The organism is Methylotenera oryzisoli (assembly GCF_004661485.1).
In the GTDB taxonomy this organism is placed as follows: Bacteria; Pseudomonadota; Gammaproteobacteria; order Burkholderiales; family Methylophilaceae; genus Methylotenera; species Methylotenera oryzisoli.
This window is the reverse complement of sequence record NZ_PQVH01000012.1, coordinates 1-24,700: the sequence shown is the minus strand read 5'-3', so window position 1 is coordinate 24,700 and position 24,700 is coordinate 1. Positions and strand designations below refer to the sequence as shown.

The following is a 24,700-nucleotide window of genomic DNA, read 5'->3' as shown; positions in this document are numbered from 1 at the left end:
CATAATTCAACAGTAAGCATGAATCTATAGATGTTAATACTTTGAATTTGCTGTAAAATCCGAGCTGTTCGGTTAACAATAAGGGCGCCTAGTGCGCCCTTATTGTTAAGCACGCTTTTATTGTTATCTGAACAGTTCGTTCGCCGTCAATTTAGTCATTATTAAAAATTAAACATGAAAAACATTCGTAACTTTTCCATTATTGCTCACATCGATCACGGTAAATCCACTCTGGCCGATCGGATTATTCACATGTGTGGTGGCTTGGCAGATCGTGAGATGGAAGCACAAGTGCTTGATTCTATGGATATTGAGCGTGAGCGTGGTATTACGATTAAAGCGCAAACGGCGGCTTTGGAATATAAGGCGGATGATGGACAGATTTACCACCTGAACTTAATTGACACTCCGGGCCACGTGGATTTTAGCTACGAAGTTTCGCGTTCACTCTCTGCCTGCGAAGGTGCGTTGCTGGTTGTAGATGCCAGCCAAGGCGTTGAGGCACAAAGCGTGGCTAACTGCTACACCGCATTAGATTTAGGCGTTGAAGTGACTGCAGTACTGAATAAAATTGATTTGCCGTCAGCAGACCCTGATCGTGTGATTCAGGAAATTGAAGATGTGATTGGCGTAGATGCGTCAGAAGCCGTACGCTGCTCTGCTAAAACCGGTGTAGGTGTACGCGATGTATTAGAGGCAGTGATTGCCAAAGTGCCACCGCCTGTGGGCGATGCCACTAAGCCACTCAAAGCATTGGTCATTGATGCTTGGTTTGATAACTATGTGGGCGTAGTGATGCTAGTGCGTGTGATGGACGGTACACTTAAACCTAAGGATAAAATCCGCCTGATGGCGACGGGTTCTGAGCATCTGTGCGAGCAGGTGGGCGTGTTTACACCAAAGTCTCTACAAAAAACATCATTGTCAGCCGGTGAAGTAGGGTTTGTGATTGCCGGTATTAAAGAACTGGCTGCAGCTAAGGTGGGCGATACGGTGACTTTGGCTGGGAAGCCTGCAACAGAGCCGCTGGCAGGCTTTAAAGAAGTTAAACCGCAAGTGTTTGCAGGTTTGTATCCAGTTGAGTCAAATCAGTTTGAGGCTTTGCGTACCGCGCTAGAAAAGCTGAGTTTGAATGATGCGTCTTTGTTGTTTGAAGCGGAAAATTCAACGGCATTAGGTTTTGGTTTTAGATGTGGCTTCTTAGGTTTGTTGCATATGGAAATTGTGCAAGAACGTTTAGAGCGTGAATATGACATGGACCTCATTACCACAGCACCAACGGTGGTTTATGAACTGCTGCTCAAAAATGGTGAGGTGGTGCAAATTGAGAACCCATCACGCTTGCCAGAACCGTCACGCATTGAAGAGATTCGTGAGCCGATGATTGTGGTGAATTTACTGATGCCTCAGGATTATGTAGGCCCAGTGATGACCTTATGTAACGGTAAGCGCGGTATTCAACGCAATATGCAGTATATGGGCCGTCAGGTGATGCTGAGCTATGAAATGCCATTGAATGAGGTGGTGTTAGACTTCTTTGACCGCTTGAAGTCTGTATCGCGCGGCTATGCAAGTATGGATTACGAGTTTTTAGAGTTCCGTGCGGCAGATTTGGTTAAACTGGATATCATGGTGAACGGTGAGCGCGTAGATGCATTAAGTCTGATCGTGCACCGTAGTAACAGTGTTTACCGTGGACGTGAAGTGGCAGCAAAAATGCGCGAATTAATCCCGCGTCAGATGTTTGATGTGGCGATTCAAGCCTCTATCGGCGCTAACATCATTGCGCGTGAAACAGTAAAAGCAATGCGTAAGAACGTGATTGCAAAATGTTATGGCGGTGATATTACCCGTAAGCGTAAGTTGCTAGAGAAGCAAAAAGAGGGTAAAAAGCGCATGAAGCAAGTGGGTAGTGTTGAGATTCCGCAAGAAGCATTCTTAGCAATTTTAAGAGTAGAAGATAAATAAGAAAAAAGGTAAAACGCCATGATGTTCGCGCTTTTTATGATAGTCGTACTGCTGGTTACCGGCTTGATATGGCTATTTGATATTTTAGTATTGAGTAAAAAACGCCCTGCAGGGGCGGATGAGCCTGTCTTAGTCGAGTACGCTAAAAGCTTTTTCCCCGTCATCTTGGTGGTGTTTTTGGTCCGCTCATTTATTGTTGAGCCTTTCAAGATTCCGTCAGGCTCGATGATGCCAACTTTATTGGCAGGCGATTTTATTTTGGTGAATAAATTTACTTATGGCCTGCGCGTGCCTATTTTAAACAACACTTTCTTGGCGGTTAACAAACCTACCCGCGGTGATGTGATCGTGTTCCATTACCCACCTAACCCATCAATTGATTACATTAAGCGTGTAGTCGGTTTGCCTGGTGATAAAGTAGGGTATCAAGATAAGCGCCTCACGATTAATGGACAGCCGATTGCCGTTGAAAGTGCGGGTTATTATGAGTATGTGATGTCTGGGCTTAATGTGGTGCAAGCTAAGCAATACCACGAGCAATTAGGCAGTAAAAAGCATGATATTTTGGTACATGACGTGGTTGGTAATTATGACCAAGACACGATAGGTGCTAAATTTGCAGAAGGTGAAGAAATCACGGTACCAGATGGACAATATCTGGCGATGGGGGATAATCGGGATAATAGTTCAGATAGCCGAGTATGGGGTTTTGTGCCCGAGAAAAATCTAGTCGGCAAGGCGTTTTTTATCTGGATGAACTTTGATCAGGGTTCTAGAATCGGTAATAAAATAGATTAATTATTTGGTTTTGCTAAATATGGCTGTCCTAACTTGAGTGAGTATGGAGATAAACATGGTAAATAAATTAATGCATATGCAAGCGGTTAAGAAACAACAAGGCGCTACCTTGTTAGGCATGCTTATCGTTGGTGCCTTCGTTGTGTTTGTTGCTTTGATCGTAATGAAAGTAGCACCGGCTTATATAGAGTTTATGTCAGTCAAAAAAGTGCTAAAAGCTATGCAGTCTGAATCTCTAGGTACGATGAGCAATAAAGAAATTAAAGACTCGTTTGAAAAACGCGCTTCAGTTGCCTATGTCGATACGGTAAAAGGCTCAGACCTAGTGATAGAAAAAACGCCTGATGGAAGTGCGGTAGTGTCTGTGTCATATGAGGTTGTTAAGCCAATTATGGGTAATGTAAGTGTGCTGATAGACTTTTCAGCACGTAGTGATGGTAAGTAGTGTATTTAAGATATTTGAATAAGCAGCTAACTTCTGGTGGTGTTGATGTCTAAACAAGAGTTATTAAGGCGCTTGTCGCATCAATTTGTGAATGAAAGCTTGTTAACACAAGCACTCACGCACCGTAGTTATGCGGGCCAAAATAATGAACGTCTTGAGTTTTTGGGTGACGGAGCTCTGAATTTCATTATTGCACACCAGTTGTATCAACGTTTCCCCAAACTGGCCGAGGGTGATTTAAGTCGTCTGCGCGCGCAAATGGTAAAAGAAGCGACCTTGTCAGAAATCGCACTATCTCTTAACCTTGGCGATGCATTGTTGCTGGGTGAAGGTGAGCTAAAAAGTGCAGGCTGGCGCAGACCCTCTATATTGGCAGATGCGTTGGAGGCCATTATCGGTGCCGTCTATCTTGATGGTGGTTTCGATGCAGCACAAAGTTTTGTCTTGGGTTTATACGCGGGCAAGCTAGAAACTATAGACCCTAAAGTGATAGACAAAGACCCTAAATCTTTATTGCAAGAATTATTGCAAAGTAGAAAAATCGCCGTCCCTGAATATACGGTCACACACACTAGCGGTGAAGCACACGAGCAGAAGTTTGTGGTGGAGTGCCTAGTGGAAAAACATCAAATTCGCACAGTAGGCGAAGGCAGAAGCCGTCGCATTGCTGAACAGCAGGCAGCAGAACTTGCTTTGCTTGCGTTAAATAAACTCCATATTGGAAAAGCTAAAAAATGACAGATATTAATCAAGAGCTTGAAGTGAAAGCAGTCACTGCTTTCGACGGCCCCTTTAAGTGCGGTACAGTGGCAATTGTCGGGCGCCCTAACGTGGGTAAGTCCACGCTGCTAAATCATATTTTAGGGATGAAACTCGCTATTACTTCACGTAAAGCGCAAACCACACGCCATCGCCTACTGGGCATACACACGACAGATGATACACAGTATCTATTTGTTGATACGCCAGGTTTTCAGCAAAAGCATCTCAATGCGCTGAATAAAGGCCTGAATAAAACGGTCACTCAAGTGCTGACAGAAGTGGATGTGGTTCTGTTTGTGATTGAACCCATGAAATTAGGTGATGCGGATCGTAAGGTATTACAGTTATTGTCTGATAAAACACCGACTATCTTGGTGGTGAATAAGTTGGATTTAATGGGTGATAAAGGCAATGTGCTACCGTTGATTCAAGACTTTGACTTGGAATTTCCATTTTCAGAAATCGTGCCAGTTAGTGCGAAAAAGAGCCTTAACTTAGATGAGTTATTGAAATCTATCCGTAACTATTTGCCTGAGCAAGAGGCGATTTACTCTGAAGATGAGTTGACCGATAAGAACGAGCGTTTTCTGGCGGCAGAGCTGGTGCGTGAGAAGATATTTAGACTGCTAGGTGATGAAATTCCTTATTCAGTAGCAGTAGAAGTTGAAAAGTTTGAAGTAGTAGGCAAGTTGCGCCGAATTTTCTGTGCCATCATTGTTGATAAAGATAGCCAAAAACCAATGTTGATTGGTAAAAATGGTGAGAAGCTTAAGCAAATCTCCACCGAAGCCAGACAAGACATGGAAAAACTGTTTGGCGGTAAAGTTTACCTAGAGACATGGGTGAAAGTTAAAGGCGGCTGGGCAGACGATGCTCGCGCATTAAAATCGCTAGGTTATTAATCTGCGACTCTTGGGGCAGGTTGTCTGTTTTTTTGAGGGAGCGGTGCACGTTGATGCTGTTTGAGATAAATATCATTAGCGAGAGTATTTGCATCGTGGTGGTTGAATAGACCTTATGGCGTCAGTCAGTTCTCATCGTCAAGATAATCAGTCCGTTTACGTACTGCATACCTACCCGTTTAAAGAAACCAGCTTGGTAGTTGAGCTGTTTTCACGTGAGTTTGGACGCGTTGCCACCACCGCGAAAGGGGCAAGACGCCCACGCTCAGCGATGCGCGGTATGTTGCAGGCTTTTCAGCCGATGTTGGCAACATGGTCTGGTAAATTGGAGCTTAAAACACTGCATGGTTTAGAGTGGAACGGCTGCTTACTGTTGCTACAGGGAGAGGCGCTGATGTGCGGCTTCTATCTGAACGAGTTATTACTAAGGCTGCTGCCGCGTGAAGATCCGCATGAGGCTTTGTTTGCATATTACGCGGATACGCTAAAAGCGCTGGCGAGTGAGCAGCATCTAGCTACGACACTACGTCGTTTTGAGTTAAAGTTTTTGCAAGAACTTGGCTATGCTATACCGTTGCAACAAGATGCCAATAATGCACCGATTCTAATGCAGCAACATTATCGTTATGAGGCAGAGCATGGCGCGTATCCAATACGCGGTACTTTGGCACGTTATGAAAATGGTGTGCAACTTTCGGGCAAGACCTTAATCGATATGTTGAATGACGATTACAGCGATGAACAGACACAGCAACAGAGCAAGCAGTTGATGCGTTATTTGTTAGCGCATTATTTGGGTGACAAGCCACTACATACGCGGCAATTACTGATTGAATTGCAAGGGTATTAACCAGTTTCTTGAGGCAACTCAATGCTAGCGGTGGGTAAGCTGCCATAATATTTTGATTTAAAAGGTGATAAACGCATGATCAAATTGGGTGTCAATATTGACCACGTTGCAACAATCCGTCAGGCACGTGGCACTAAATATCCTAGTGTAGTACAGGCAGCTTTGCGCGCCGAGCAGTCTGGCGCAGACAGCATTACTTTACATCTGCGTGAAGATCGCCGTCATATGCAAGATGCAGATATTTTTGCATTGCGCCCCTTACTGCAAACCAAAATGAACCTGGAATGTGCGGTGACGGATGAAATGCTGGATATCGCGATTAAAGTGATGCCGCAGGATGTATGCCTAGTGCCTGAGCGTCGTGAAGAGCGCACCACTGAAGGTGGGTTAGATGTGATTGCCCATTTTGACAAAGTTAAACATGCCGTACAGAAACTAAGTGATGTAGGTATTCGTGTGTCATTGTTTATTGCACCGGATTTAGCGCAGATTGATGCGGCGGTTAAAACAGGAGCGCCGGTGATTGAATTGCATACTGGTACTTTTGCCGATGCCGAAATCGAGCGTGCGCAGATTGCAGAGCTTGATCGTATCGAGCGAGCGCTGCATCATGCTAAGGATGCACATCTAATTGTGAATGCTGGTCACGGCCTGCATTATCATAATGTGCACCACGTTGCTCGCATGTATGGATTTGAAGAGCTCAATATAGGTCACGCGATTGTGGCGCATGCCTTATTTGTGGGTTGGGATAATGCGGTACGTGAAATGAAATCTTTGATGAAAGAGTTTGCACCGAAGTAGCACTTTGGTCATAGTTAAAAGGTAATCAATGATTTTTGGAATCGGTACCGATGTGGTTGAAGTTGCACGTATTAACGACTCTATAGCAGAGTTTGGCGATATGTTTGCAAAAAAGATTTTGGCTGAAAGTGAAATGCCAAGTTATCAGAAATCTAATATTAAGCCACGTTTCTTAGCAAAACGCTTTGCGGCAAAAGAGGCTTTTTCTAAAGCGCTAGGTACGGGGTTGCGTGCGCCTGCTACTTTACAAAATATTGCAGTTTCTCATGACGAGCTAGGTAAGCCTATTTTGGTGTTGGCACCGGTGCTACAAGCATTCTTGGCTTCAAAAAATATCAGTAAAACGCACATTAGCATTAGTGATGAGAAAAACTTGGCTGCTGCATTTGTAGTGCTGGAAATCTGATGGCTGTCACACTAAGTTCAGTTGATGATCTAAATACACCAGACGTTGCACGCCGTTTTGGTGGCGTGGCCCGGCTTTACGGTGCCGATGGTTTAGCTAAGCTGCAGTCGTCGCATATTTGTGTGATTGGTATTGGTGGTGTTGGCAGTTGGGCTGCTGAGGCATTAGCGCGTAATGCGGTGGGAACCATTACTTTAATAGACTTGGATAATGTGGCCGAGTCTAATGTTAACCGTCAGTTACATGCCTTAGATCATACCTTTGGTAAGGCTAAAGTGACGGCGATGCGCGAACGTATCCTGAGTATTAACCCATTTGCACAGGTGCATGAAATTGAAGATTTTGTGACCGTTGAAAACGTAAGTGTGATGTTAAGCAGTGCATATGATTATGTGATTGATTGCATTGATGATGCTAAAGCCAAAATAGCGATAGCGGCTTATTGTCGTCAACACAAACTGCCGCTAGTCACGGTCGGTGCAGCCGGGGGTAGACTAGACCCTACACGTATTCAAGTGGCTGATTTGGCACATGTGTCTGGTGACCGCTTATTGGCGAAAGTGCGTAACCAGTTGCGCCGAGATTATCAGTTTCCTAAAGCTACTAATTCAAAAAAATCTGATAAGTTTGGAATACAGGCAGTTTACTCTGATGAAGAAGTGATTAAGCCAGATAGCGCGTGCGATGTAGCGTCAAACGCTGGGGTGACAGGTCTTAACTGTGCTGGTTATGGTTCTAGTGTATGCGTAACCGCCCCATTTGGTTTTGCTGCAACGGCTTTTGCGCTTAAAGCTTTATTATCGAAGTGATGGCTGACCTAATCTGTCTGAATGTTTAGCAAGTCGCACATGACCACAGTCACTGTGGTTAATTGACAGATGACAGTACACATAATAGCTTGAATGTAATCATAGAGAGGTAAAGCTAAATGAATTTAAGCGACTTCTTAAATCAGTCTTGCGCTACGCTAAATCACTCCAGCCAGCTATCTGAGTTGATCTTGAGCATTGCTGAGGCCGGCAAGCAAATTGCGGCCCTAGTTGCGAAAGGCAAGTTAGCTGGTGTTAGTCAACAGCTCAACAGTATCAATGTGCAGGGCGAAGCTCAAATGCAGTTAGATATAAGTAGCCATGATATTTTTATTGATTGCCTATCAAGCACTAAAGTGGTTTTTGGTGCAGTGTCAGAAGAGTTAGCTTCTCCCCATTATTTTTCAGACCACATCCCAGATGCACCATATTTAGTGTGTTTTGACCCGCTGGATGGCTCTTCCAATATTGCGTTGGACGGCGTGGTTGGCTCTATTTTCTCTATACTACCTGCACCACCCAATGCTGTACGCAGTGATGAAATTTTTCTGCAGCAAGGCATTGGTCAGATTGCCGCTGGTTATGTGTTGTATGGGCCTGCGACCATGCTAGTGATTTCAGCCGGTGCTGGCACACATGCTTTTACCTTAGACCCAGATACCAAAGTATTTGAATTAACGCATCCTGATTTAAAGATTCCAGCACATTACCCAGAGTTTGCGATTAACGCTAGCCGACAACGTTTTTGGGAGGCGCCGATGCAGCAATATATTGCTGATTGTCTTGCTGGTGAAGAAGGGGTGCGGCAATGTAATTTTAATATGCGCTGGATGGCGAGCATGGTGGCAGATATCCACCGCATATTAATGCGAGGGGGCGTATTTCTTTATCCAAAAGATCACCAAGTAACAGATAGAGCCGGTAGATTAAGATTATTATATGAAGTGAGCCCCATGGGTATGTTGATTGAGCAGGCAGGTGGAAAAGCCAGTACTGCTCGTGCATCCGTATTAGATTTACAGCCCTTACAGATTCATCAGCGCGTACCTGCTATATTAGGCTCTATCAACGAAGTTGATTTAATTGAGCAGTATCACCAAAGCTGAGGGTTTTACAGTAAGTTATTTTTAACTGAGTTGTCATAAAAGGGTGCTCTATGGCGATGATCTCTTTAAGGCAGTTACTAGACCATGCCGCCGAGCATGATTATGGATTGCCGGCATTTAATATCAATAATATGGAGCAGATACACTCCATTTTGCTCGCTGCAAACGAGGTAGATAGCCCTGTTATTTTGCAAGCATCCGCAGGTGCACGTGGCTATGCAGGTGAGCCATTTTTAAGAAAAATGGTTGAAGCGGCCATTGAGCAGTACCCACATATCCCTATTTGTATGCATCAAGACCATGGCGCATCGCCTGCTGTGTGCCAAATGGCAATCCGCAGTGGGTTTTCTAGTGTGATGATGGATGGGTCATTATTGGCTGACGCTAAAACCCCAGCTAGCTATGAATACAATGTAGATGTCACTAAACGCGTAGTAGAGTTTGCGCATGCCGTGGGCGTTTCTGTGGAGGGCGAGCTGGGTTGTTTAGGTTCTTTAGAAACCGGCCAGGCTGGTGATGAGGATGGCAGTGGTGCGACAGGGATATTGAGCGAATCACAATTACTAACAGACCCTGATGAAGCGGCGGCTTTTGTGGCTGCGACTAAAGTAGATGCTTTAGCCATTGCGATTGGTACGAGTCACGGCGCTTATAAGTTTAGCAGACCACCCACAGGCGATACGCTTGCTATTGATCGCATTAAAGCGATTCATGCGCGAATCCCTAATACGCATTTAGTGATGCACGGCTCTTCCAGCGTTTCTCAAGCCTCATTGGAGATGATTCGGAAATATGGCGGAAGAATCAAAGAAACCTATGGGGTGCCTGTATCGCAAATTGTAGAAGGCATTAGAAATGGTGTGAGAAAGGTCAATATCGATACGGATATACGTTTAGCCATGACTGCTGCGATTAGGGAAAGCATGGCTTTGCATCCAGAAGAGTTTGATCCACGAATCTATTTCAAATCTGCTATCTTGGCAGCACAGCAGTTATGTAAAGATCGTTTTGAGGCATTTGGCAGTGCAGGGCGTGCCAGTCAGATTAAAGTGGTATCAATGGAGTACATGGCTGCGCGCTATGTTAAGGATTAGCCAAATATGAACGCTCGACGCAACTTGGTTGTAGGCAACTGGAAGTTGCATGGAACTCTCGCAGGGAATCATGGTTTATTACTACAGTTAATAACGAACCTTAAAGGCCTGAATGCAATAGATTTTGCAGTATGTTTGCCTTATGTGTATTTATTTCAAGCTCAACAACTGCTAGCTGGGAGTAATATTCTTTGGGGCTCGCAGAATGTGAGTCAATATGATGAAGGTGCTTACACCTCTTGTATTTCAGCCGCGATGATCGCAGAGTTTGGTTGTCGTTTTGTGATTCTTGCTCATTCTGAGCGGCGCATGTTAAGACTAGAAGGCCATGAAGTGACCGCTCAGCGTCTTTTAAGGGCATTAGAAGGCGGTTTGACACCGATTTACTGTGTAGGTGAAGCCCAAGCTGAGCGTGATGCAGGCATTGCTGAAGATGCCGTTAAGAAGCAAGTGCTCAACATGTTGCACAGCTTGGATGATGATGCGTTTGTACGTGCCAAACAATGCAATATGGTCGTGGCCTATGAGCCAGTTTGGGCGATTGGCACTGGACAACATGCAAGCCCGCAACAAGCACAATCTATGCATGCTTACATTCGTCAACTGATTGCGACAAGAGACCCTGCATTTGCGCAGCGTGTAAGGATTATTTACGGTGGAAGCCTAAGTGCTGATAACGCATATGCAATGTTAGAAATGCCAGATATTGATGGCGCTTTGCTTGGTCGCTCTGCATTAGTGGCAGAATCATTTACTGAAATTTGCCGAATTGCTAATAGTTTGGCTTTAGAAGCACATCAGCAGTCAACCTAAATAGTGAACCTATAGTCACAGCCGCAGTCATTGCTAGATGTCTCAGGTCACCCATCTATCATTTAAAGGTAATAAGTCTAAGCTTCCTAGCAAAATTTGCGTGCAATGTGGACGCACCATGACATGGCGTAAGTCATGGTCTAAAAATTGGGATTCTGTTAAATACTGTTCAACTGCATGTAAGCAAAGCGCAAAAAAATAATGAGAAATGTGATCGTGATATTGGGTGACCAGCTCAATCTGGATAATCCAGCATTAGAAGGATTTGACTGCGAGCAGGATCTAGTGCTGATGGTTGAGGCGCAGCATGAGTCGACGCACGTATGGTCACACAAAGCGCGTATTGCATTATTTTTATCTGCGATGCGCCATTTTGCACAAACCTTGCAAAGCCAGCATTACCCATTGCGCTATTTAAAGCTGGGTGATCATGAGCATGTTGATTTAGCCAGTGCATGGTTAGCTTTGCTCTCAGAATATGACCCTCAACAAATCATTGTTTGTGAGCCAGGGGATTATCGGGTTTTAAAAGCGCTAGAGGATTGTGCATCAACATTAAATAAACGGTTGATCGTGCGTGATGATACGTTTTTCTTATGTAGTCAGGCTGACTTTAAGCGTTGGGCTGGACAAGGTAAGCAGCTGCGCATGGAGTATTTCTATCGGTACATGCGCAAACGCTATCACGTGTTAATGGCTGGTGAAGAGCCTGTTGGTGGAAAGTGGAGTTATGACCACGAAAACCGGAAATCCTTTAGTAAGGATGGTCCACAAAACATTCCTGCAGTTCCTGAATTCGAGATAGACCCGATTACTCAAGCAGTGTTTGCGGATGTTGAGCGGCTCTTTCCGGAGCACCCAGGTAGGATTGATGATTTCTGTTGGCCTGTCACACGGGCGCAGGCACTCTTATTTTTGCAACACTTTATAGCGACTAAGTTAGTTGACTTCGGCACGCATCAAGATGCAATGTGGCAAAGTGACTTAGCCTCAGGTGCGTTTCTATGGCACTCATTATTAGCTTCACCCCTCAATTTAAAACTGCTACACCCAAAAGAGGTGATTGAGGCTATAGAGCAAGCTTATGTAAAAGATAATTTACCTTTAGCCAGCGTAGAGGGGTTTATTCGACAGATATTAGGATGGCGAGAGTTTATTCGAGGCCTATATTGGCTAGATATGCCTGCAATGGCGGAGGCTAACCATTATGCACATCAGCGAGACTTACCCAATTGGTACTGGACAGGTAAAACCAATATGAACTGTATGCGTCAAACCATAAAGCAGACGATGCAATATGGGTATGCGCACCATATTCAACGCCTAATGGTCACGGGTATGTTCGGTTTGTTGGCGGAAATTGAGCCAAAACAAGTAGCAGATTGGTATTTAGCGGTCTATGTCGATGCAGTAGATTGGGTTGAGTTGCCCAATGTGGTGGGGATGGCTTTACATGCTAACGGTGGAAGATTCACAAGCAAGCCTTATATTGCCAGTGGTGCTTATATTAAGCGCATGAGCAATTACTGCAATAGTTGCAGCTATCAGCCAGACCTGAAAACTTCTGCAAAGGCTTGCCCAGTGACCACGCTATACTGGAACTTTCTCATCAAGCATGAGCAAGTGTTGCTCAATAATCCAAGAACGTTGTTAATGGTTAAAAATCTAAACAGATTTAACGATGAAGAAAAGACATTGATTCAACACAAAGCCCAGCAGGTTCTAAATGCGCTTGATGAGATTTAAGTGAGCATGGATGCCAGCTTGGCATTGATGGCATTTGTGAATTTTCATGATACTGTCACAATTGACAATTATGCTGAATGAAATAATTAATTAAAAAAACATCATGCGTTCAGTTAACTCACCTCTCAAATTACTTAATCGAGATATCAGTATATTGGCGTTTAATGCACGTGTATTGAGTCTTGCACAAAATGCGGAGTATCCTCTACTAGAGCGTTTGCGTTTTCTTTGCATTGTGTCCTCTAATCTAGATGAGTTTTTTGAAGTACGCGCCGCACCGCATGTGGATGCCATGCGTGACAATGAAAAGAAGACTGATATCAGCGTACAGAGCTATTTGGAAATATCCAAAGTTGCCCATACGTTAGTAGAAAAACAGTACGAGATTTTTAATACAGATTTAATGCCCGCTCTAGCCAGTGCAGGTGTGTATCTGGTGTCTAACGCTGAGCGTACCTTGGAGCAAAAGCGTTGGGTCGCACGTTACTTTGAGTCTAGTGTGCGCCCGTTATTGGTACCCGTCGCACTTGATCCCTCCCATCCTTTTCCGCAAGTCGCCAATAAATCTTTAAATTTTATTGTGTCACTGGGCGGTACCGACGCATTTGGCCGCAATAATAATATTGCAATTGTGAAGGTGCCGAGAGCGTTACCTCGCTTAATCAAACTGCCTAAGCACTTAAGTGGTAAGCAACAAAAATTTGTGTCGCTCTCTAGTGTTATTCGCGCGCATCTGGCTAGCTTATTTACTGGCCGAGAGGTGCTATGTTTCTCACAGTTTAGGGTAACTCGGCACTCTGATTTGGCAGTAGATGAAGAAGATGTAAAAAATCTGCGTACAGCCTTAAGAAAAGGTTTAGTACAACGGCATTTTGGTGAGGCGGTGCGCTTAGAGGTGTCACATGGTTGTGATGAAAAACTAGCCAAGCTGTTGCTGCAACAATTTGATTTGCCTAAACAGTCGCTTTATCGCGTGAATGGTTTAGTTAATTTAGCACGCTTGATGCAGTTGGCAGATTTAGCTGAAGGTGACCACCTCAAGTTTAAACCGCATGAGCCGCAGATAAGTCAGCAGTTAGTGTCTAATCAGTCATTTTTCTCACAGCTCAAACAGCGCGACATTCTTATCCATCAGCCTTACGAGAGCTTTGAGTCTGTGATTGATTTCTTGCGTGAAGCTGTGCATGACCCAGATGTGCTTTCTATCCAGCAAACTATTTATCGCACTGGCTCTGACCCGCGTATGCTTAAGTTGCTGCAAGAAGCAGTGCGCCGTGGCAAAGAGGTGATGGCCGTGGTGGAGCTTAAGGCCAGGTTTGATGAAGAGGCAAACATCAACTGGGCAGAGGATTTAGAGTCAGTGGGCGCTCAAGTGGTCTATGGCATTGTGGGGCTAAAAACCCATGCCAAAATGTTACTGGTAATGCGCCGTGAAACCAACGGCCTTCAGTACTATGGGCATGTTTCAACCGGCAACTATAACCCAAGAACAGCACGCCTCTATACCGATGTTAGCATGCTTACCGCAGATGCGCAGATTACCCGTGATATGGAGCATTTGTTTAGGCATATTGCGAGCCAGGTCAAATTGCCTCGTATGCAAAAACTGTTGGTTGCGCCGTTTAACTTACACAAACAAATGTTGGCTAAGATTAGGGCCGCAGAAATGTGTGCCAAATCCGGGCAGCCTGCCTCTATTATTTTAAAAATGAATGCATTAACGGATGAGGTTCTCGTAAAGGCGTTAGTGAAGGCTGGGCGTGCCGGGGTGGAGGTGGATTTGATTCTGCGTGGTGCGTGTATATTGCCGATTGATGCGCCAGGCCTGAATGGACGCATTCGTGTACGTTCAGTGATTGGTCGCTTGCTTGAGCATTCGCGCGTGTTTTATTTCAAAATCGCAGAGGTCGAGCATATGTGGCTATCCAGTGCCGATTGGATGAACCGCAACATGATGCGCCGTGTTGAGATTGCGTGGCCGATTACAGATGCAAAAAATCGTGCACGGATTTTGCAAGAGTGCTGCCAAATGTATCTGGAAGATAATCATGATGCATGGATATTAAATGCGGATGGCAGCTATCAACCTATCGCGGCACAAGCACATAAAGCCAAGCCCGGTGAGCCAGTGCGTATTAATAGTGCGCAACTGCAATTACTGCATAAATATACGGATTAATTAAGCTGGTTAATCAATCATGGCAAATTTAATCATTTGGCGACACGCCGAAGCTGAAGCGCAAAGTGAGAGCGGTCATGACCGAGACCGTGTACTCACCAAGCGTGGTCGTAAAGATGCTGGCAGAATAGCAAAATGGCTATATAAACACTTGCCGGAGCATACCGAGTTGCTATGCAGCCCAGCACGCCGTTGCCTGCAAACAGCAGATGCTTTGCATGATTTAAATCAGATGGAAATTAAAATTGCTGACTGCTTAAGCTTGGATAGTCATGTGGGTCGCATGACGCAAGAAATCGACAATCAGGACGACACGCAAACTATCATACTAGTTGGGCATCAGCCTAACCTTGGTTTATTCATTGCTAAACTGCTAGGCTTCCATCAAAGCGCATGTGTGGTAAAGAAGGGAGCTATTTGGTGGCTAAAGCAGCGTAAGTTAGATGGCGTTTCACATTACTACATTGAAGCCGTCAAGCAACCTGGTTTTTAATTAAGTCAAATACTGTATCTCTCTAAGCTGTTCGTCATGCATATGGCTATACACAATTATTTAACTGTGCTATTTTGATTCTGTAGGCATATTTAATACTCGTACGTGGTTGCCTTAATCGACAGTCTGTAGTCGTTAGTTCTTGTGGGCTGTGCAGGTGAAGCCATCTTTTAGACTCAATTTTAATGATAAGGGGTACTTGCCATGATTTTTGTTAAACGTTTTTTCAGTGCATTTCTTGCAGCTTCAATTTTATTTACAGGCTCTGTGCAGACAGTGCAGGCGGCTATGATTAGCTCGGCGCAAGTTGCGGAGAGTGTTTTCTCAGGCGCAGCTGACCAAGACCGTGCGCGCATCATCACTGCCTTGTCTCGTCAGGATGTACAAGCTGCGTTAATTGAACATGGGATTGACCCAGCACAAGCACGCAGTCGTGTTGCTTCGCTCACTGATGAAGAAGCAAGCACGATGGCGACACAGATCGAAAATGCACCAGCTGGTAGCGGTATTATTGGCGCTATTATTTTAGTGTTCTTAGTGCTCTTGCTTACTGATATCCTTGGTTTTACTAAAGTGTATCCATTTACACGTTCTATTCGCTAATCGTGTATTAGCTTAGTCAGGTTTTGTTACAGCGAGAAGCCAGCATGTTTCGTAAGTTAATCATGCTGGCTTTTTGTTTATTACTCAATGCCTGTGCTGCAACAGGTGTGCGTGAGGCAGTACAAAACCCATCACTTCCTAGGCAGCATGAGCTGACCCAGACCCCGTTCTTTCCTCAATCGCAATATCACTGTGGGCCGGCCGCATTAGCAACTGCGCTCAATGCCGTTGATATTCGCGTGACACCAGATCAGCTGGTACCAGAGGTTTACATTCCAGCTCGCAAGGGTAGTTTGCAGATTGAAATGCTAGCTGCCGCACGTAGGCATGGGGCTTTGTCGGTAAAGTTGGCGCCTAAGCTTGATGCGGTGCTGGAAGAGGTTGCAGCCGGCAATGTGGTGGTGGTGATGCAGAATCTAGGCTTATCTTGGGTGCCCTCTTGGCATTACGCCGTAGTCGTTGGATACAGTCTTGACCGTGAGCTAGTTTGGTTGCGCTCGGGTACTTTCGAACGCTTTGAAATGAGCTTGAGCGCATTTCAGCGCACTTGGGCACGCAGTGGATATTGGGCGTTTGTGGCATTAAAGCCAGGCAGCTTACCTAAAGCGGATGATCCGGATGCGGTTGCAAAAGCGATAGTGGCTTTTGAGAGCAATGCAAATAAGGCAGATGTCTATTTGGCATATGATGTGGCCGCTAAACGCTGGCCTAATCATTTGGTATTGCTGATGGGCTTAGGGAATAGTGCTTACGCCTTAGGTCATTATTCTCATGCGATTAATGCTTTCCGTAATGCGACGATTGCCTATCCCAACGCTGCCGCTGCCTATAATAATTTGGCAAGTGTGTTATTGCTTCAAGGTGAGCCTGTAGCAGCCAAAGAGGCGGCCGAAAAAGCTTTGCAGCTCGCACAGTCAGACCCGGTACTCCGTGCTGAGGTCATGAAAACAGTGGATGAAGTTAACGCTTATAAGGCCAAAAAACCACACTAACTGGTCAGTGTGGTTTTTCAGTATACGTGTTGTCAGCGCTGTGGAGTGCCTTCAACTCTAGAGCGCATCACTATGGTAGTGCTTGTTCTATAGAAGTAGATCATTAACGCATCGCTTTGATGTATCGCGTCATGGCCAGCGCCTTACTCTCACCAGCAGTGACGCGAAACAACCTTCAGTATGCGTTTATTTCTTTTTAGGTCTGCCAGTTTTAATGGCAGGCACTTTACTCATCGCTGCTTTTAATGCGGCGTCTGTCATGGCACTTAACTGCATAATGCCTGCGCGTAGTAACTCACTCTTTTTAGCTGGCTGACCCAATTTAGTGAGGCGCTCTTTAAGCACCGCAAATTGCGCGTACTCAGTTTTAGGCATTGTGAAGCTATCACGCTCCATTTTTAGTTTTGGCGTTTTTTCTTTTAACACTTTGGTTTTTTCAGCGGTTTTTTCAGTTTTTTTGGTGCTGGTTACGCTGGTTTTTACAGTCGCTTTAGCTGCCGGTTTAGCGGCTGTTATTTTTGCTGCGGCAGGTTTAGCAGCTACAACTTTCGCTGCGGCTTGTTTTACAGCCGGTTTGCTCACCGGTGCTACTTTGGCAGCAGGTTTGTTTGTTTCTGTGCTTGTTACTTTTTCAGCTGTTGATTTTAACGCTTCAGCCTGAATTGAATTGATTTTTGACATGGTTACACTCCAAATAAACGATATAAACAGTTTATACCGTTTATTTTGGAACGCAAATGAATTTTTTGTGACAGTTTTATATAGTATTTACTAGCTCAAAATGCCAGTTTATTTTCTGCCATGCAAGTGTCTCTTCATCCAGCAGGTAGTGAGATTGTGGATACTTGCTTGCCCATGATTTTGGTAGAGAGAGCTTAAAGCCATTATTATTTAACGCCAATTGTATGCCGCGTAAGTTTGGCATTTGTCGTGCATGACATAAGATAACAGCTAGTCGCATACAAATTAATTGCATCACTAGCACGCGGTCTGAGAAGTCAGCCTCCAGTCGCTTTAACTTACCGCGATGACCTAAGATGATTAAGCTTAAGCAATGCAGTTCACTTTGCGAAAAGCCCACAGGCTCGGTATGGTCTAGGATGTACGCACCATGCAGGTGAGCATCTACCGGTGAGATAATGCCGCCAATTTCATGCAGTTGTGCAGCCCAGCGTAATTTACGTGCGTGTTTAAAGTATTCGCCGTCTGCAAAAGTAGTGCTATCGCTTATCTTTTCAAATAACTTCTCGGCAACTTCGGCAACTGTATTAGCATGCGTTTCGTCTACGTCAAATTTGCGCGCTAAACGCTGAATCGATGAATTGCGAAGATCCAGCATATCGTTCTCACGCGCCAGCATGTCGTACAGCAGGCCATGTCTTAACGCACCTTTCGCCACGTTTAAGGTGTCTATGTTAAGAAACTCAAAAACAGCAATTAGTACAGAAAGGCCGCCAGCAATGACTGGTTTGCGGTCTTCTTTTAAGCCATTCAAGCGCAGCTTATCTACGTACCTTGCTTTGAGCAGCTCTTCTTTTAGCCAATATAAACTTTCTTTGCTGACAGCATCTGCTGGTTTGCCATATTGCACCAGAACGTCTGCTACTGCCCCCACCGTACCAGAAGCGCCGTAAGCCACATCCCAGTGTGTGCTGTTAAAGTGATTGCCTAGGGTTTCAAAGATAGACTCAGCCGAAATTTCAGCGCGGGTAAATGCTTTTTCAGTAAACTCGCCATTTGCAAAATGCTTAAGTGCCCACGCTACAGAGCCCACGTGCAGAGATGCGGTTTGGGTTGACTCAAAGCCACGACCAAGGATGAACTCGGTTGAGCGTCCGCCGATGTCTATCACTAATCTTTTTTCATCTGATTGCGGCAAAAATCTGCTCACCCCTTGATAGATCAGGCGAGCTTCTTCCACGCCAGAAATCACCTCTACTTCAAAGCCAAGCGCCTTTTTTGCGAGCTTTAGGAAGTAGTCGCGATTGTTGGCCTCACGCAAGGTTTGTGTTGCAACGGCACGCACGTGAGCCGCGTCAAAACCTTGTAAGCGTTCACCAAACCTAGATAAGCAACGAATACCACGCTCTATCGCCTCGGTAGTTAGATTGCGGTCTTCATCTAAATCGCCACCTTGTCTGACAGCTTCCTTGATGTACTCTACACGCTCAATATGGCCGCTATCTAGTCGGCCAATTTCAAGCCTGAAGCTATTGGAGCCAAGGTCAATTGCCGCTAGCAGGGCTTTATCTGCGGGGGAGCTATTTGATTGATTGTTCATAAGGGATGCAGTTTTTTTGAGCGAGTTTTATGTGAAACAATAATACTGTTTATTTTGTGATTATAGTTTGAAAGTTTCATGACATTGGCTGTTTTGAATAATAATTTAACCAAGTCGTTAGGCTTATCGCTTGAAAATCTAAGGCTAATCCCCACATAGCTACTATTGTTTTATTCTTAACTTTAGGAGCTTAATTTATGTCCACTGCGACAGCACAACAAGAAATTCATCCAAAAGAGTCAATGGCCTTTCAGGCTGAGGTGAAACAACTCTTGCAGTTGATGATTCACTCTTTATACAGCAACAAAGAAATTGTGTTGCGTGAGCTGATTTCAAATGCATCTGATGCGGCAGATAAATTACGTTTTGAAGCGTTAGCAAACGGCGCACTTTATGAAAATGACAGCGAGTTAAAAATTCGCATTGCTTTTGATAAAGAAGCACGTACCCTCACCATTGCCGATAATGGCATCGGCATGAGCCGCGATGAGGTGATTGCAAACATCGGTACTATTGCTAAATCTGGTACTAAAGAGTTTTTTAACGCCTTAACTGGTGATCAGGCTAAAGATGCCAATTTAATCGGTCAGTTCGGTGTGGGCTTTTACTCAGCATTTATCATTGCAGACAAAGTAACCCTGACTACACGCCGTGCCGGTGCAACTGAAGCTGTGCGCTGGGAGTCAGCAGGTGAGGGTGACTTTACGATTGAAGCCGCAGATAAAGCTAGCCGTGGCACGGAAATTACGCTGCATTTACGTGAAGGTGAAGATGAGTTCTTAAGTGACTGGAAACTTAAAACCATCATCCGCAAATATTCAGACCATATCACGTTGCCAATCGTGATGAAGAAATCTGAATGGAAAGATGGTGCTGAGGTGGCAACCGATGAAGATGAAACCGTAAACAGGGCATCTGCATTATGGGCACGTAGTAAAAACGACATTACGGAAGAAGAGTACCAAGAGTTTTATAAACATGTGTCACATGATTTTGAAAATCCGCTCGCCTACACGCATAGCCGTGTAGAGGGTAAGCAAGAGTATATTTCTTTATTGTACGTGCCTAGTAAAGCCCCGTTTGACTTGTATGATCGAGACCGTCGTCATGGCATTAAACTATACGTTAAACGCGTGTTTATTATGGAAGACGCTGAGAAGTTGATGCCTCAATATCTGCGTTTTGTACGTGGCGTGATTGATACTTCTGATTTACCGTTGAATGTATCGCGCGAAATTTTACAATCAAGCCGTGATGTCGATGCAATTAAAGCTGGTTCTGTGAAGAAAGTGCTGGGTTTATTAGAAGACATGGCTGAAAACAAGCCTGAAGATTACGCTAAGTTCTATCAAGAGTTTGGCCGTGTACTTAAAGAAGGCCCAGGCGAGGACTTTGCGAATAAAGAGAAGATTGCTGGCTTATTGCGTTTTGCGTCAACTAAAGCTGATACTGATGTGCAAGATGTGTCATTTAAAGACTATATTGCACGCATGCAAGCTGAGCAGGATGTGATTTATTACATTACTGCCGACAGCTTTGCAGCCGCGCAACACAGCCCGCACTTGGAGATTTTCCGTAAAAAAGGTATTGAAGTGTTGTTGATGAGCGACCGCGTGGATGAGTGGTTGCTCGGTAGCCTGACAGAGTTTGAAGGTAAAAAACTACAATCTATCGCTAAGGGCGATTTGGACTTAGGTAAGCTTGAATCTGAAACTGAGAAAGAGATTCAGAAGAAAATCGAAGAAGAATCAAAAACCTTGGTTGAGAAAATCAAGCAAACATTGGGTAGCCAGGTAAAAGACGTGCGCGTGACCCATCGCCTAACAGACTCTCCTGCATGCTTGGTGAGCGATGCGCAAGATTTGTCTGGCAACTTAGCACGTATTTTGAAAGCGGCTGGTCAAAATGCGCCAGAAAGTAAGCCAATTTTAGAAATTAACCCTAGTCACAAATTGGTAAAACGTCTGGAAGCTGAGTCTGCAGAGACAGTGTTTGCCGATTTAACGCATGTGCTGTTTGATCAGGCACTGTTGGCAGAAGGCGGTACTTTGGAAGACCCAGCTAGTTTTGTTAAGCGCATGAATAGCTTAATTAGCTAACTTATTGTTGTTAAATAGAAAACCGCCCTGCGTAAGCTCGGCGGTTTTTTTATTGCTGTTCTAAACTGCTATGCACAGCGTAACTTTCAAAGAACGGTCATAAAGCTGGCTCAATTTTTGCTAAAATAACAATACCATTCAATAATTTAAGATTATCTAAAATGAAAACTCCAGCCGAAACTAAAGCTAAACCTAAGAAAACAGTCAAAGCTAAGTCGATTGCAATCCCTAAACTCGGGCCAATTCAGCAGGCTTTGAAAAATCATTTGATATTCTCTAGCTTCAAGACCAGTGAGGCTGCGACGCCCCGTGACTGGTATGACGCCGCTAGTTATAGCGTGCGTGATCATGTCGTAGAGCGTTGGGTTCAGACGGCGGAGTCTTATTATCGCGATGACCCTAAGCGAGTTTACTATTTGTCATTAGAATTTTTGATTGGGCGCATGCTGAGCAATGCCGCACTAAATTTGGGCATTAATGAAGAGCTTAAAGACGGGATGGCTGCATTGGGCCGTGATTTGGAGAATGCGGTAGAGTTTGAGACAGACGCTGCGCTAGGTAACGGCGGTTTAGGCCGTTTGGCTGCGTGTTTTCTTGACTCAATGGCGACAATGGACATTCCAGCAGCTGGATACGGCATTCGTTATGAATACGGGATGTTTAGGCAATCCATCGAAAATGGTCAGCAGGTGGAAAACCCAGATAATTGGCTGCGCTATGGCAATATTTGGGAGTTCCAACGTCCTGAAGCCACTTATAACATCAAGTTTCACGGGCATGTGGTTAAGTATCCGAACGATCAGGGTGAGGAGGTTCAGCACTGGGTGGATGCTGAGCATGTAATTGCGATGGCTTACGATGTGCCGGTGCCTGGCTATGGTACAGATACTGTCAATAATTTGCGTTTATGGTCAGCTAAAGCCGCGCGTGAGTTTGATTTAAGGCATTTCAATGACGGGAATTACGAAAAAGCGGTAGAAGAGCGTAATGCGACCGAGAATATTTCAAAAGTACTTTACCCAAATGACACATCAGTGCTGGGTAAAGAGCTGCGCTTAAAACAGCAGTATTTCTTTGTTTCTGCTTCTATTCAAGATATTTTGCGTCGCTTCTTAAGTACACATGAGATCAAAACACAAGATGACTGGAAAATTCTGCCAGAAAAAATAGCGATTCAGCTCAATGATACACACCCGTCTGTAGGGGTGGCAGAAATGATGTATCAATTGGTAGATGTACATCAATTACCTTGGGCTTTTGCTTGGGAACTGGTTGTTAAGATTTTCGCTTACACTAACCATACTTTAATGCCAGAAGCGCTAGAGACTTGGACCGTGGACCTTTTTGGCCGTTTGCTGCCACGTCATTTGGAAATTATTTATCAAATTAATCATGAGTTCTTACACATGGTTAACCACCACTTCCCAGGTGATGCTGAGTTGTTAAGACGTGTATCAATTATTGATGAAGATCACGGTCGCCGCGTACGTATGGCGCATTTGGCTGTGGTTGGCAGTCACACCGTCAACGGCGTAGCCGCCCTGCATAGTGAGTTGCTAAAAAGCACGCTGTTCGCTGACTTTGACCGCATTTTCCCAGGCAAACTGACGAATGTGACCAATGGTATTACCCCACGTCGCTGGTTAAATCAGGCAAACCCTGGTTTAACGGCCTTAATCGAGGCGGCGATTGGCTCTGGCTTTAAGAAAGATCTGACGCAAATTAAAAAAATCACGCCACTGGCGGATGACCCTGACTTTAGAAAAGCATTTGCGCAAGTGAAGCTTGCCAACAAACAAAGGTTAGCTGCAAAAATTGAGGCGAAGACCGGAGTTAAATTAAATGTACATAGCTTGTTTGATGTACAGATTAAGCGTATTCATGAATACAAACGTCAGCTACTTAACGTGCTGCACGTGATTACCCTTTATAACCGTATTCGTCGTGGTGATAAAGATATTACGCCACGTACCATTATTTTTGGCGGTAAGGCTGCGCCTGGTTACTGGATGGCAAAGCATATTATTCGTTTGATTAATGATGTTGCCACCATTGTGAATGAAGACATTGCGGTAGGCGATAAGCTGAAGGTAGTGTTCTACCCAAATTACGAAGTTTCAGCTGCTGAGATTTTATTCCCAGGGAGTGATCTTTCTGAGCAGATTTCTACTGCAGGTACAGAGGCTAGTGGTACTGGCAATATGAAAATGGCTTTGAATGGCGCACTTACTATCGGTACGTTAGATGGTGCTAACGTGGAAATTAAAGAAGAAGTTGGCGATGAAAATATCTTCATCTTTGGTTTAACGACCCCGCAAGTAGCTGAAGTGAAAGCAAGTGGTTACCAACCGCGTGATTATTACAATAGCAACCCAGAGCTTAAGCACGTGCTGGACATGATTGCAGATGGCTATTTCTCTATTGATGAGCCGGGCCGTTATAAAGTGATTGTGGATAATTTGCTCAATAACGATCAATACTTGTTATTGGCAGACTATGCTAGCTATATCGAAGCACAGGAGCGCGTAGGTAAGCTATATCAAAAGCCAGATGACTGGACGCGTATGGCGATCTTAAACGTAGCGAATATGGCTAAGTTTTCAAGTGATCGTGCAATTGCTGATTATGCCAAGGAAATTTGGCATGTGACGCCGCAAGCCAAGACTAAAACAAAGGCTAAAGCCAAAAAATAAATTGCTAGCAGGCTGGCGCATAGGCATTCATTGGGTTGTATTGTTAACATCAATTAATTGTCATACTATGCAATTAGAATTGTAAGGTTAATTTTTTAATCCCAACTGGGATAATGAATGGAGAAGTCTATGCGCTACCTAGTGGCACTTTTTAGTTTTATATTATTCGCGACGCATGCCAATGCCTTAAGCGTGAGTGACCTTAGCAATGCAGAAGCTAGCGGTGGGCTAAAAGAGGCACTGATTCAGGCTGCGGGTAAGGCTGTTGGCCAACTGAGTGCGACAGACGGCTTCTTCGGCAACAAGGAAGTTAAAATTCCGCTGCCAGAAACATTGCAAAAAGCTGAAAAAGCCATGCGCATGTTTGGTATGGGTAAGCAGGCTGACGAACTGGTGCTTAAAATGAATCGCGCAGCAGAAGCGGCCGTCCCGGAAGCTAAAGCCTTGCTGGTTGATTCAGTTAAAAAAATGAGTGTTGCGGATGCCAAAGCCATATTGGCTGGCGGTGATGATGCTGCGACACAATATTTTAAAAAAACCACCTCAGCACCGATGGCTGAAAAGTTCTTACCAATTGTGAAAAAAGCCACAGAGAACGTGCAGCTTGCTCAGCAATATAATAAATTTGCAGAGATGGGCAGCAAGTATGGGGTGGTTAAAAAAGAACAATCCAACCTAGAACAGTATGTCACCCAAAAAACACTAGATGGCGTTTATTTGATGATGGCGAAAGAAGAAGCCGCTATCCGTAAAGACCCAGTCGGGCAAGCAAGCAATTTGCTGAAAAAGGTGTTTGGTACGCTGGTTCAGTAGGTTTGGCGTAGCGTAACAGTTAATCACAGACTACTCTTAATCAC

The 24,700-nt window shown here is 44.6% G+C and carries 23 protein-coding genes; 21 read left to right on the top strand and 2 right to left on the bottom strand.

Translation table 11 applies throughout. The annotated features are described in order from the left end of the window. The first annotated feature begins 174 nt into the window (after window positions 1-174). From lepA to C3Y98_RS09265, 18 genes are all read left to right on the top strand, one after another. Window positions 175-1,968 carry a translation elongation factor 4 gene (gene lepA, locus C3Y98_RS09350; protein WP_135278334.1) on the top strand — a complete coding sequence of 598 codons (1,794 nt, stop codon included), beginning with the start codon at window positions 175-177 and terminating at the stop codon, window positions 1,966-1,968. 18 nt (window positions 1,969-1,986) lie between these two features. After that, a complete protein-coding gene (lepB, locus tag C3Y98_RS09345) occupies window positions 1,987-2,766 on the top strand; it encodes a signal peptidase I (RefSeq protein WP_135278333.1) in 780 nt (259 codons plus the stop codon). A gap of 55 nt (window positions 2,767-2,821) precedes the next feature. Further along, on the top strand, window positions 2,822-3,211 hold the full coding sequence (locus tag C3Y98_RS09340) for a DUF4845 domain-containing protein (protein ID WP_135278332.1): 390 nt from the start codon (window positions 2,822-2,824) through the stop codon (window positions 3,209-3,211). A 45-nt stretch (window positions 3,212-3,256) separates the two neighbouring features. Next, complete coding sequence (rnc, locus tag C3Y98_RS09335; protein ID WP_135278331.1) at window positions 3,257-3,949, top strand: ribonuclease III; 693 nt, start codon at window positions 3,257-3,259, stop codon at window positions 3,947-3,949. Next, the gene (gene era, locus C3Y98_RS09330) at window positions 3,946-4,875 is read left to right on the top strand and encodes a GTPase Era (RefSeq protein WP_135278330.1); all 930 of its coding nucleotides are present in this window, start codon (window positions 3,946-3,948) and stop codon (window positions 4,873-4,875) included. Before rnc ends, era begins: the two co-directional genes overlap by 4 nt. A gap of 115 nt (window positions 4,876-4,990) precedes the next feature. Continuing rightward, a complete protein-coding gene (recO, locus tag C3Y98_RS09325) occupies window positions 4,991-5,725 on the top strand; it encodes a DNA repair protein RecO (protein ID WP_135278329.1) in 735 nt (244 codons plus the stop codon). Window positions 5,726-5,800: 75 nt separating this feature from the next. Next, window positions 5,801-6,529 carry a pyridoxine 5'-phosphate synthase gene (pdxJ, locus tag C3Y98_RS09320; protein ID WP_135278328.1) on the top strand — a complete coding sequence of 243 codons (729 nt, stop codon included), beginning with the start codon at window positions 5,801-5,803 and terminating at the stop codon, window positions 6,527-6,529. A 28-nt stretch (window positions 6,530-6,557) separates the two neighbouring features. Next, window positions 6,558-6,935, top strand: coding sequence for a holo-ACP synthase (gene acpS, locus C3Y98_RS09315; protein ID WP_135278327.1), 378 nt, complete (start codon window positions 6,558-6,560; stop codon window positions 6,933-6,935). After that, window positions 6,935-7,744, top strand: coding sequence for a tRNA threonylcarbamoyladenosine dehydratase (locus C3Y98_RS09310; protein ID WP_135278326.1), 810 nt, complete (start codon window positions 6,935-6,937; stop codon window positions 7,742-7,744). Before acpS ends, C3Y98_RS09310 begins: the two co-directional genes overlap by 1 nt. Before the next feature lie 119 nt (window positions 7,745-7,863). Continuing rightward, window positions 7,864-8,850, top strand: a complete 987-nt coding sequence (locus C3Y98_RS09305; protein ID WP_135278325.1) for a class 1 fructose-bisphosphatase — start codon at window positions 7,864-7,866, stop codon at window positions 8,848-8,850. A gap of 50 nt (window positions 8,851-8,900) precedes the next feature. Then, window positions 8,901-9,944 carry a class II fructose-bisphosphate aldolase gene (gene fba, locus C3Y98_RS09300; protein WP_135278324.1) on the top strand — a complete coding sequence of 348 codons (1,044 nt, stop codon included), beginning with the start codon at window positions 8,901-8,903 and terminating at the stop codon, window positions 9,942-9,944. Window positions 9,945-9,950: 6 nt separating this feature from the next. Further along, window positions 9,951-10,757 (top strand): triose-phosphate isomerase, encoded by an 807-nt coding sequence (gene tpiA, locus C3Y98_RS09295; protein WP_135278323.1) that lies wholly within the window; start codon window positions 9,951-9,953, stop codon window positions 10,755-10,757. A gap of 37 nt (window positions 10,758-10,794) precedes the next feature. After that, window positions 10,795-10,959 carry a DUF2256 domain-containing protein gene (locus C3Y98_RS12915; protein ID WP_135278322.1) on the top strand — a complete coding sequence of 55 codons (165 nt, stop codon included), beginning with the start codon at window positions 10,795-10,797 and terminating at the stop codon, window positions 10,957-10,959. Beyond that, on the top strand, window positions 10,959-12,503 hold the full coding sequence (locus C3Y98_RS09285) for a cryptochrome/photolyase family protein (protein WP_135278321.1): 1,545 nt from the start codon (window positions 10,959-10,961) through the stop codon (window positions 12,501-12,503). Before C3Y98_RS12915 ends, C3Y98_RS09285 begins: the two co-directional genes overlap by 1 nt. Before the next feature lie 103 nt (window positions 12,504-12,606). Continuing rightward, the gene (gene ppk1 / locus C3Y98_RS09280) at window positions 12,607-14,682 is read left to right on the top strand and encodes a polyphosphate kinase 1 (RefSeq protein ID WP_135278320.1); all 2,076 of its coding nucleotides are present in this window, start codon (window positions 12,607-12,609) and stop codon (window positions 14,680-14,682) included. A 19-nt stretch (window positions 14,683-14,701) separates the two neighbouring features. Continuing rightward, window positions 14,702-15,175: a SixA phosphatase family protein gene (locus C3Y98_RS09275; RefSeq protein ID WP_135278319.1), complete on the top strand. Its 474-nt coding sequence runs from the start codon at window positions 14,702-14,704 to the stop codon at window positions 15,173-15,175. Window positions 15,176-15,379: 204 nt separating this feature from the next. Continuing rightward, on the top strand, window positions 15,380-15,778 hold the full coding sequence (locus C3Y98_RS09270; RefSeq protein WP_135278318.1) for a PA2779 family protein: 399 nt from the start codon (window positions 15,380-15,382) through the stop codon (window positions 15,776-15,778). Between the two features lie 44 nt (window positions 15,779-15,822). Next, a complete protein-coding gene (locus tag C3Y98_RS09265; protein ID WP_135278317.1) occupies window positions 15,823-16,770 on the top strand; it encodes a PA2778 family cysteine peptidase in 948 nt (315 codons plus the stop codon). Window positions 16,771-16,956: 186 nt separating this feature from the next. On the opposite strand, the gene C3Y98_RS09260 is transcribed toward C3Y98_RS09265, so the two are convergent. Then, the gene (locus tag C3Y98_RS09260) at window positions 16,957-17,451 is read right to left on the bottom strand and encodes a hypothetical protein (protein ID WP_135278316.1); all 495 of its coding nucleotides are present in this window, start codon (window positions 17,449-17,451) and stop codon (window positions 16,957-16,959) included. A gap of 76 nt (window positions 17,452-17,527) precedes the next feature. After that, window positions 17,528-19,051 carry a Ppx/GppA phosphatase family protein gene (locus C3Y98_RS09255; protein ID WP_135278315.1) on the bottom strand — a complete coding sequence of 508 codons (1,524 nt, stop codon included), beginning with the start codon at window positions 19,049-19,051 and terminating at the stop codon, window positions 17,528-17,530. Window positions 19,052-19,248: 197 nt separating this feature from the next. Here C3Y98_RS09255 and htpG point away from each other — a divergent pair, with 197 nt between their 5' ends. The 3 genes from htpG to C3Y98_RS09240 all read left to right on the top strand — a co-directional run bounded on the left by htpG (window position 19,249) and on the right by C3Y98_RS09240 (window position 24,656). After that, the gene (gene htpG, locus C3Y98_RS09250; protein ID WP_135278314.1) at window positions 19,249-21,150 is read left to right on the top strand and encodes a molecular chaperone HtpG; all 1,902 of its coding nucleotides are present in this window, start codon (window positions 19,249-19,251) and stop codon (window positions 21,148-21,150) included. Window positions 21,151-21,311: 161 nt separating this feature from the next. Next, a complete protein-coding gene (locus C3Y98_RS09245; RefSeq protein ID WP_135278313.1) occupies window positions 21,312-23,843 on the top strand; it encodes a glycogen/starch/alpha-glucan phosphorylase in 2,532 nt (843 codons plus the stop codon). Between the two features lie 129 nt (window positions 23,844-23,972). Further along, on the top strand, window positions 23,973-24,656 hold the full coding sequence (locus C3Y98_RS09240; RefSeq protein WP_135278488.1) for a DUF4197 domain-containing protein: 684 nt from the start codon (window positions 23,973-23,975) through the stop codon (window positions 24,654-24,656). Window positions 24,657-24,700: the final 44 nt, after the last annotated feature.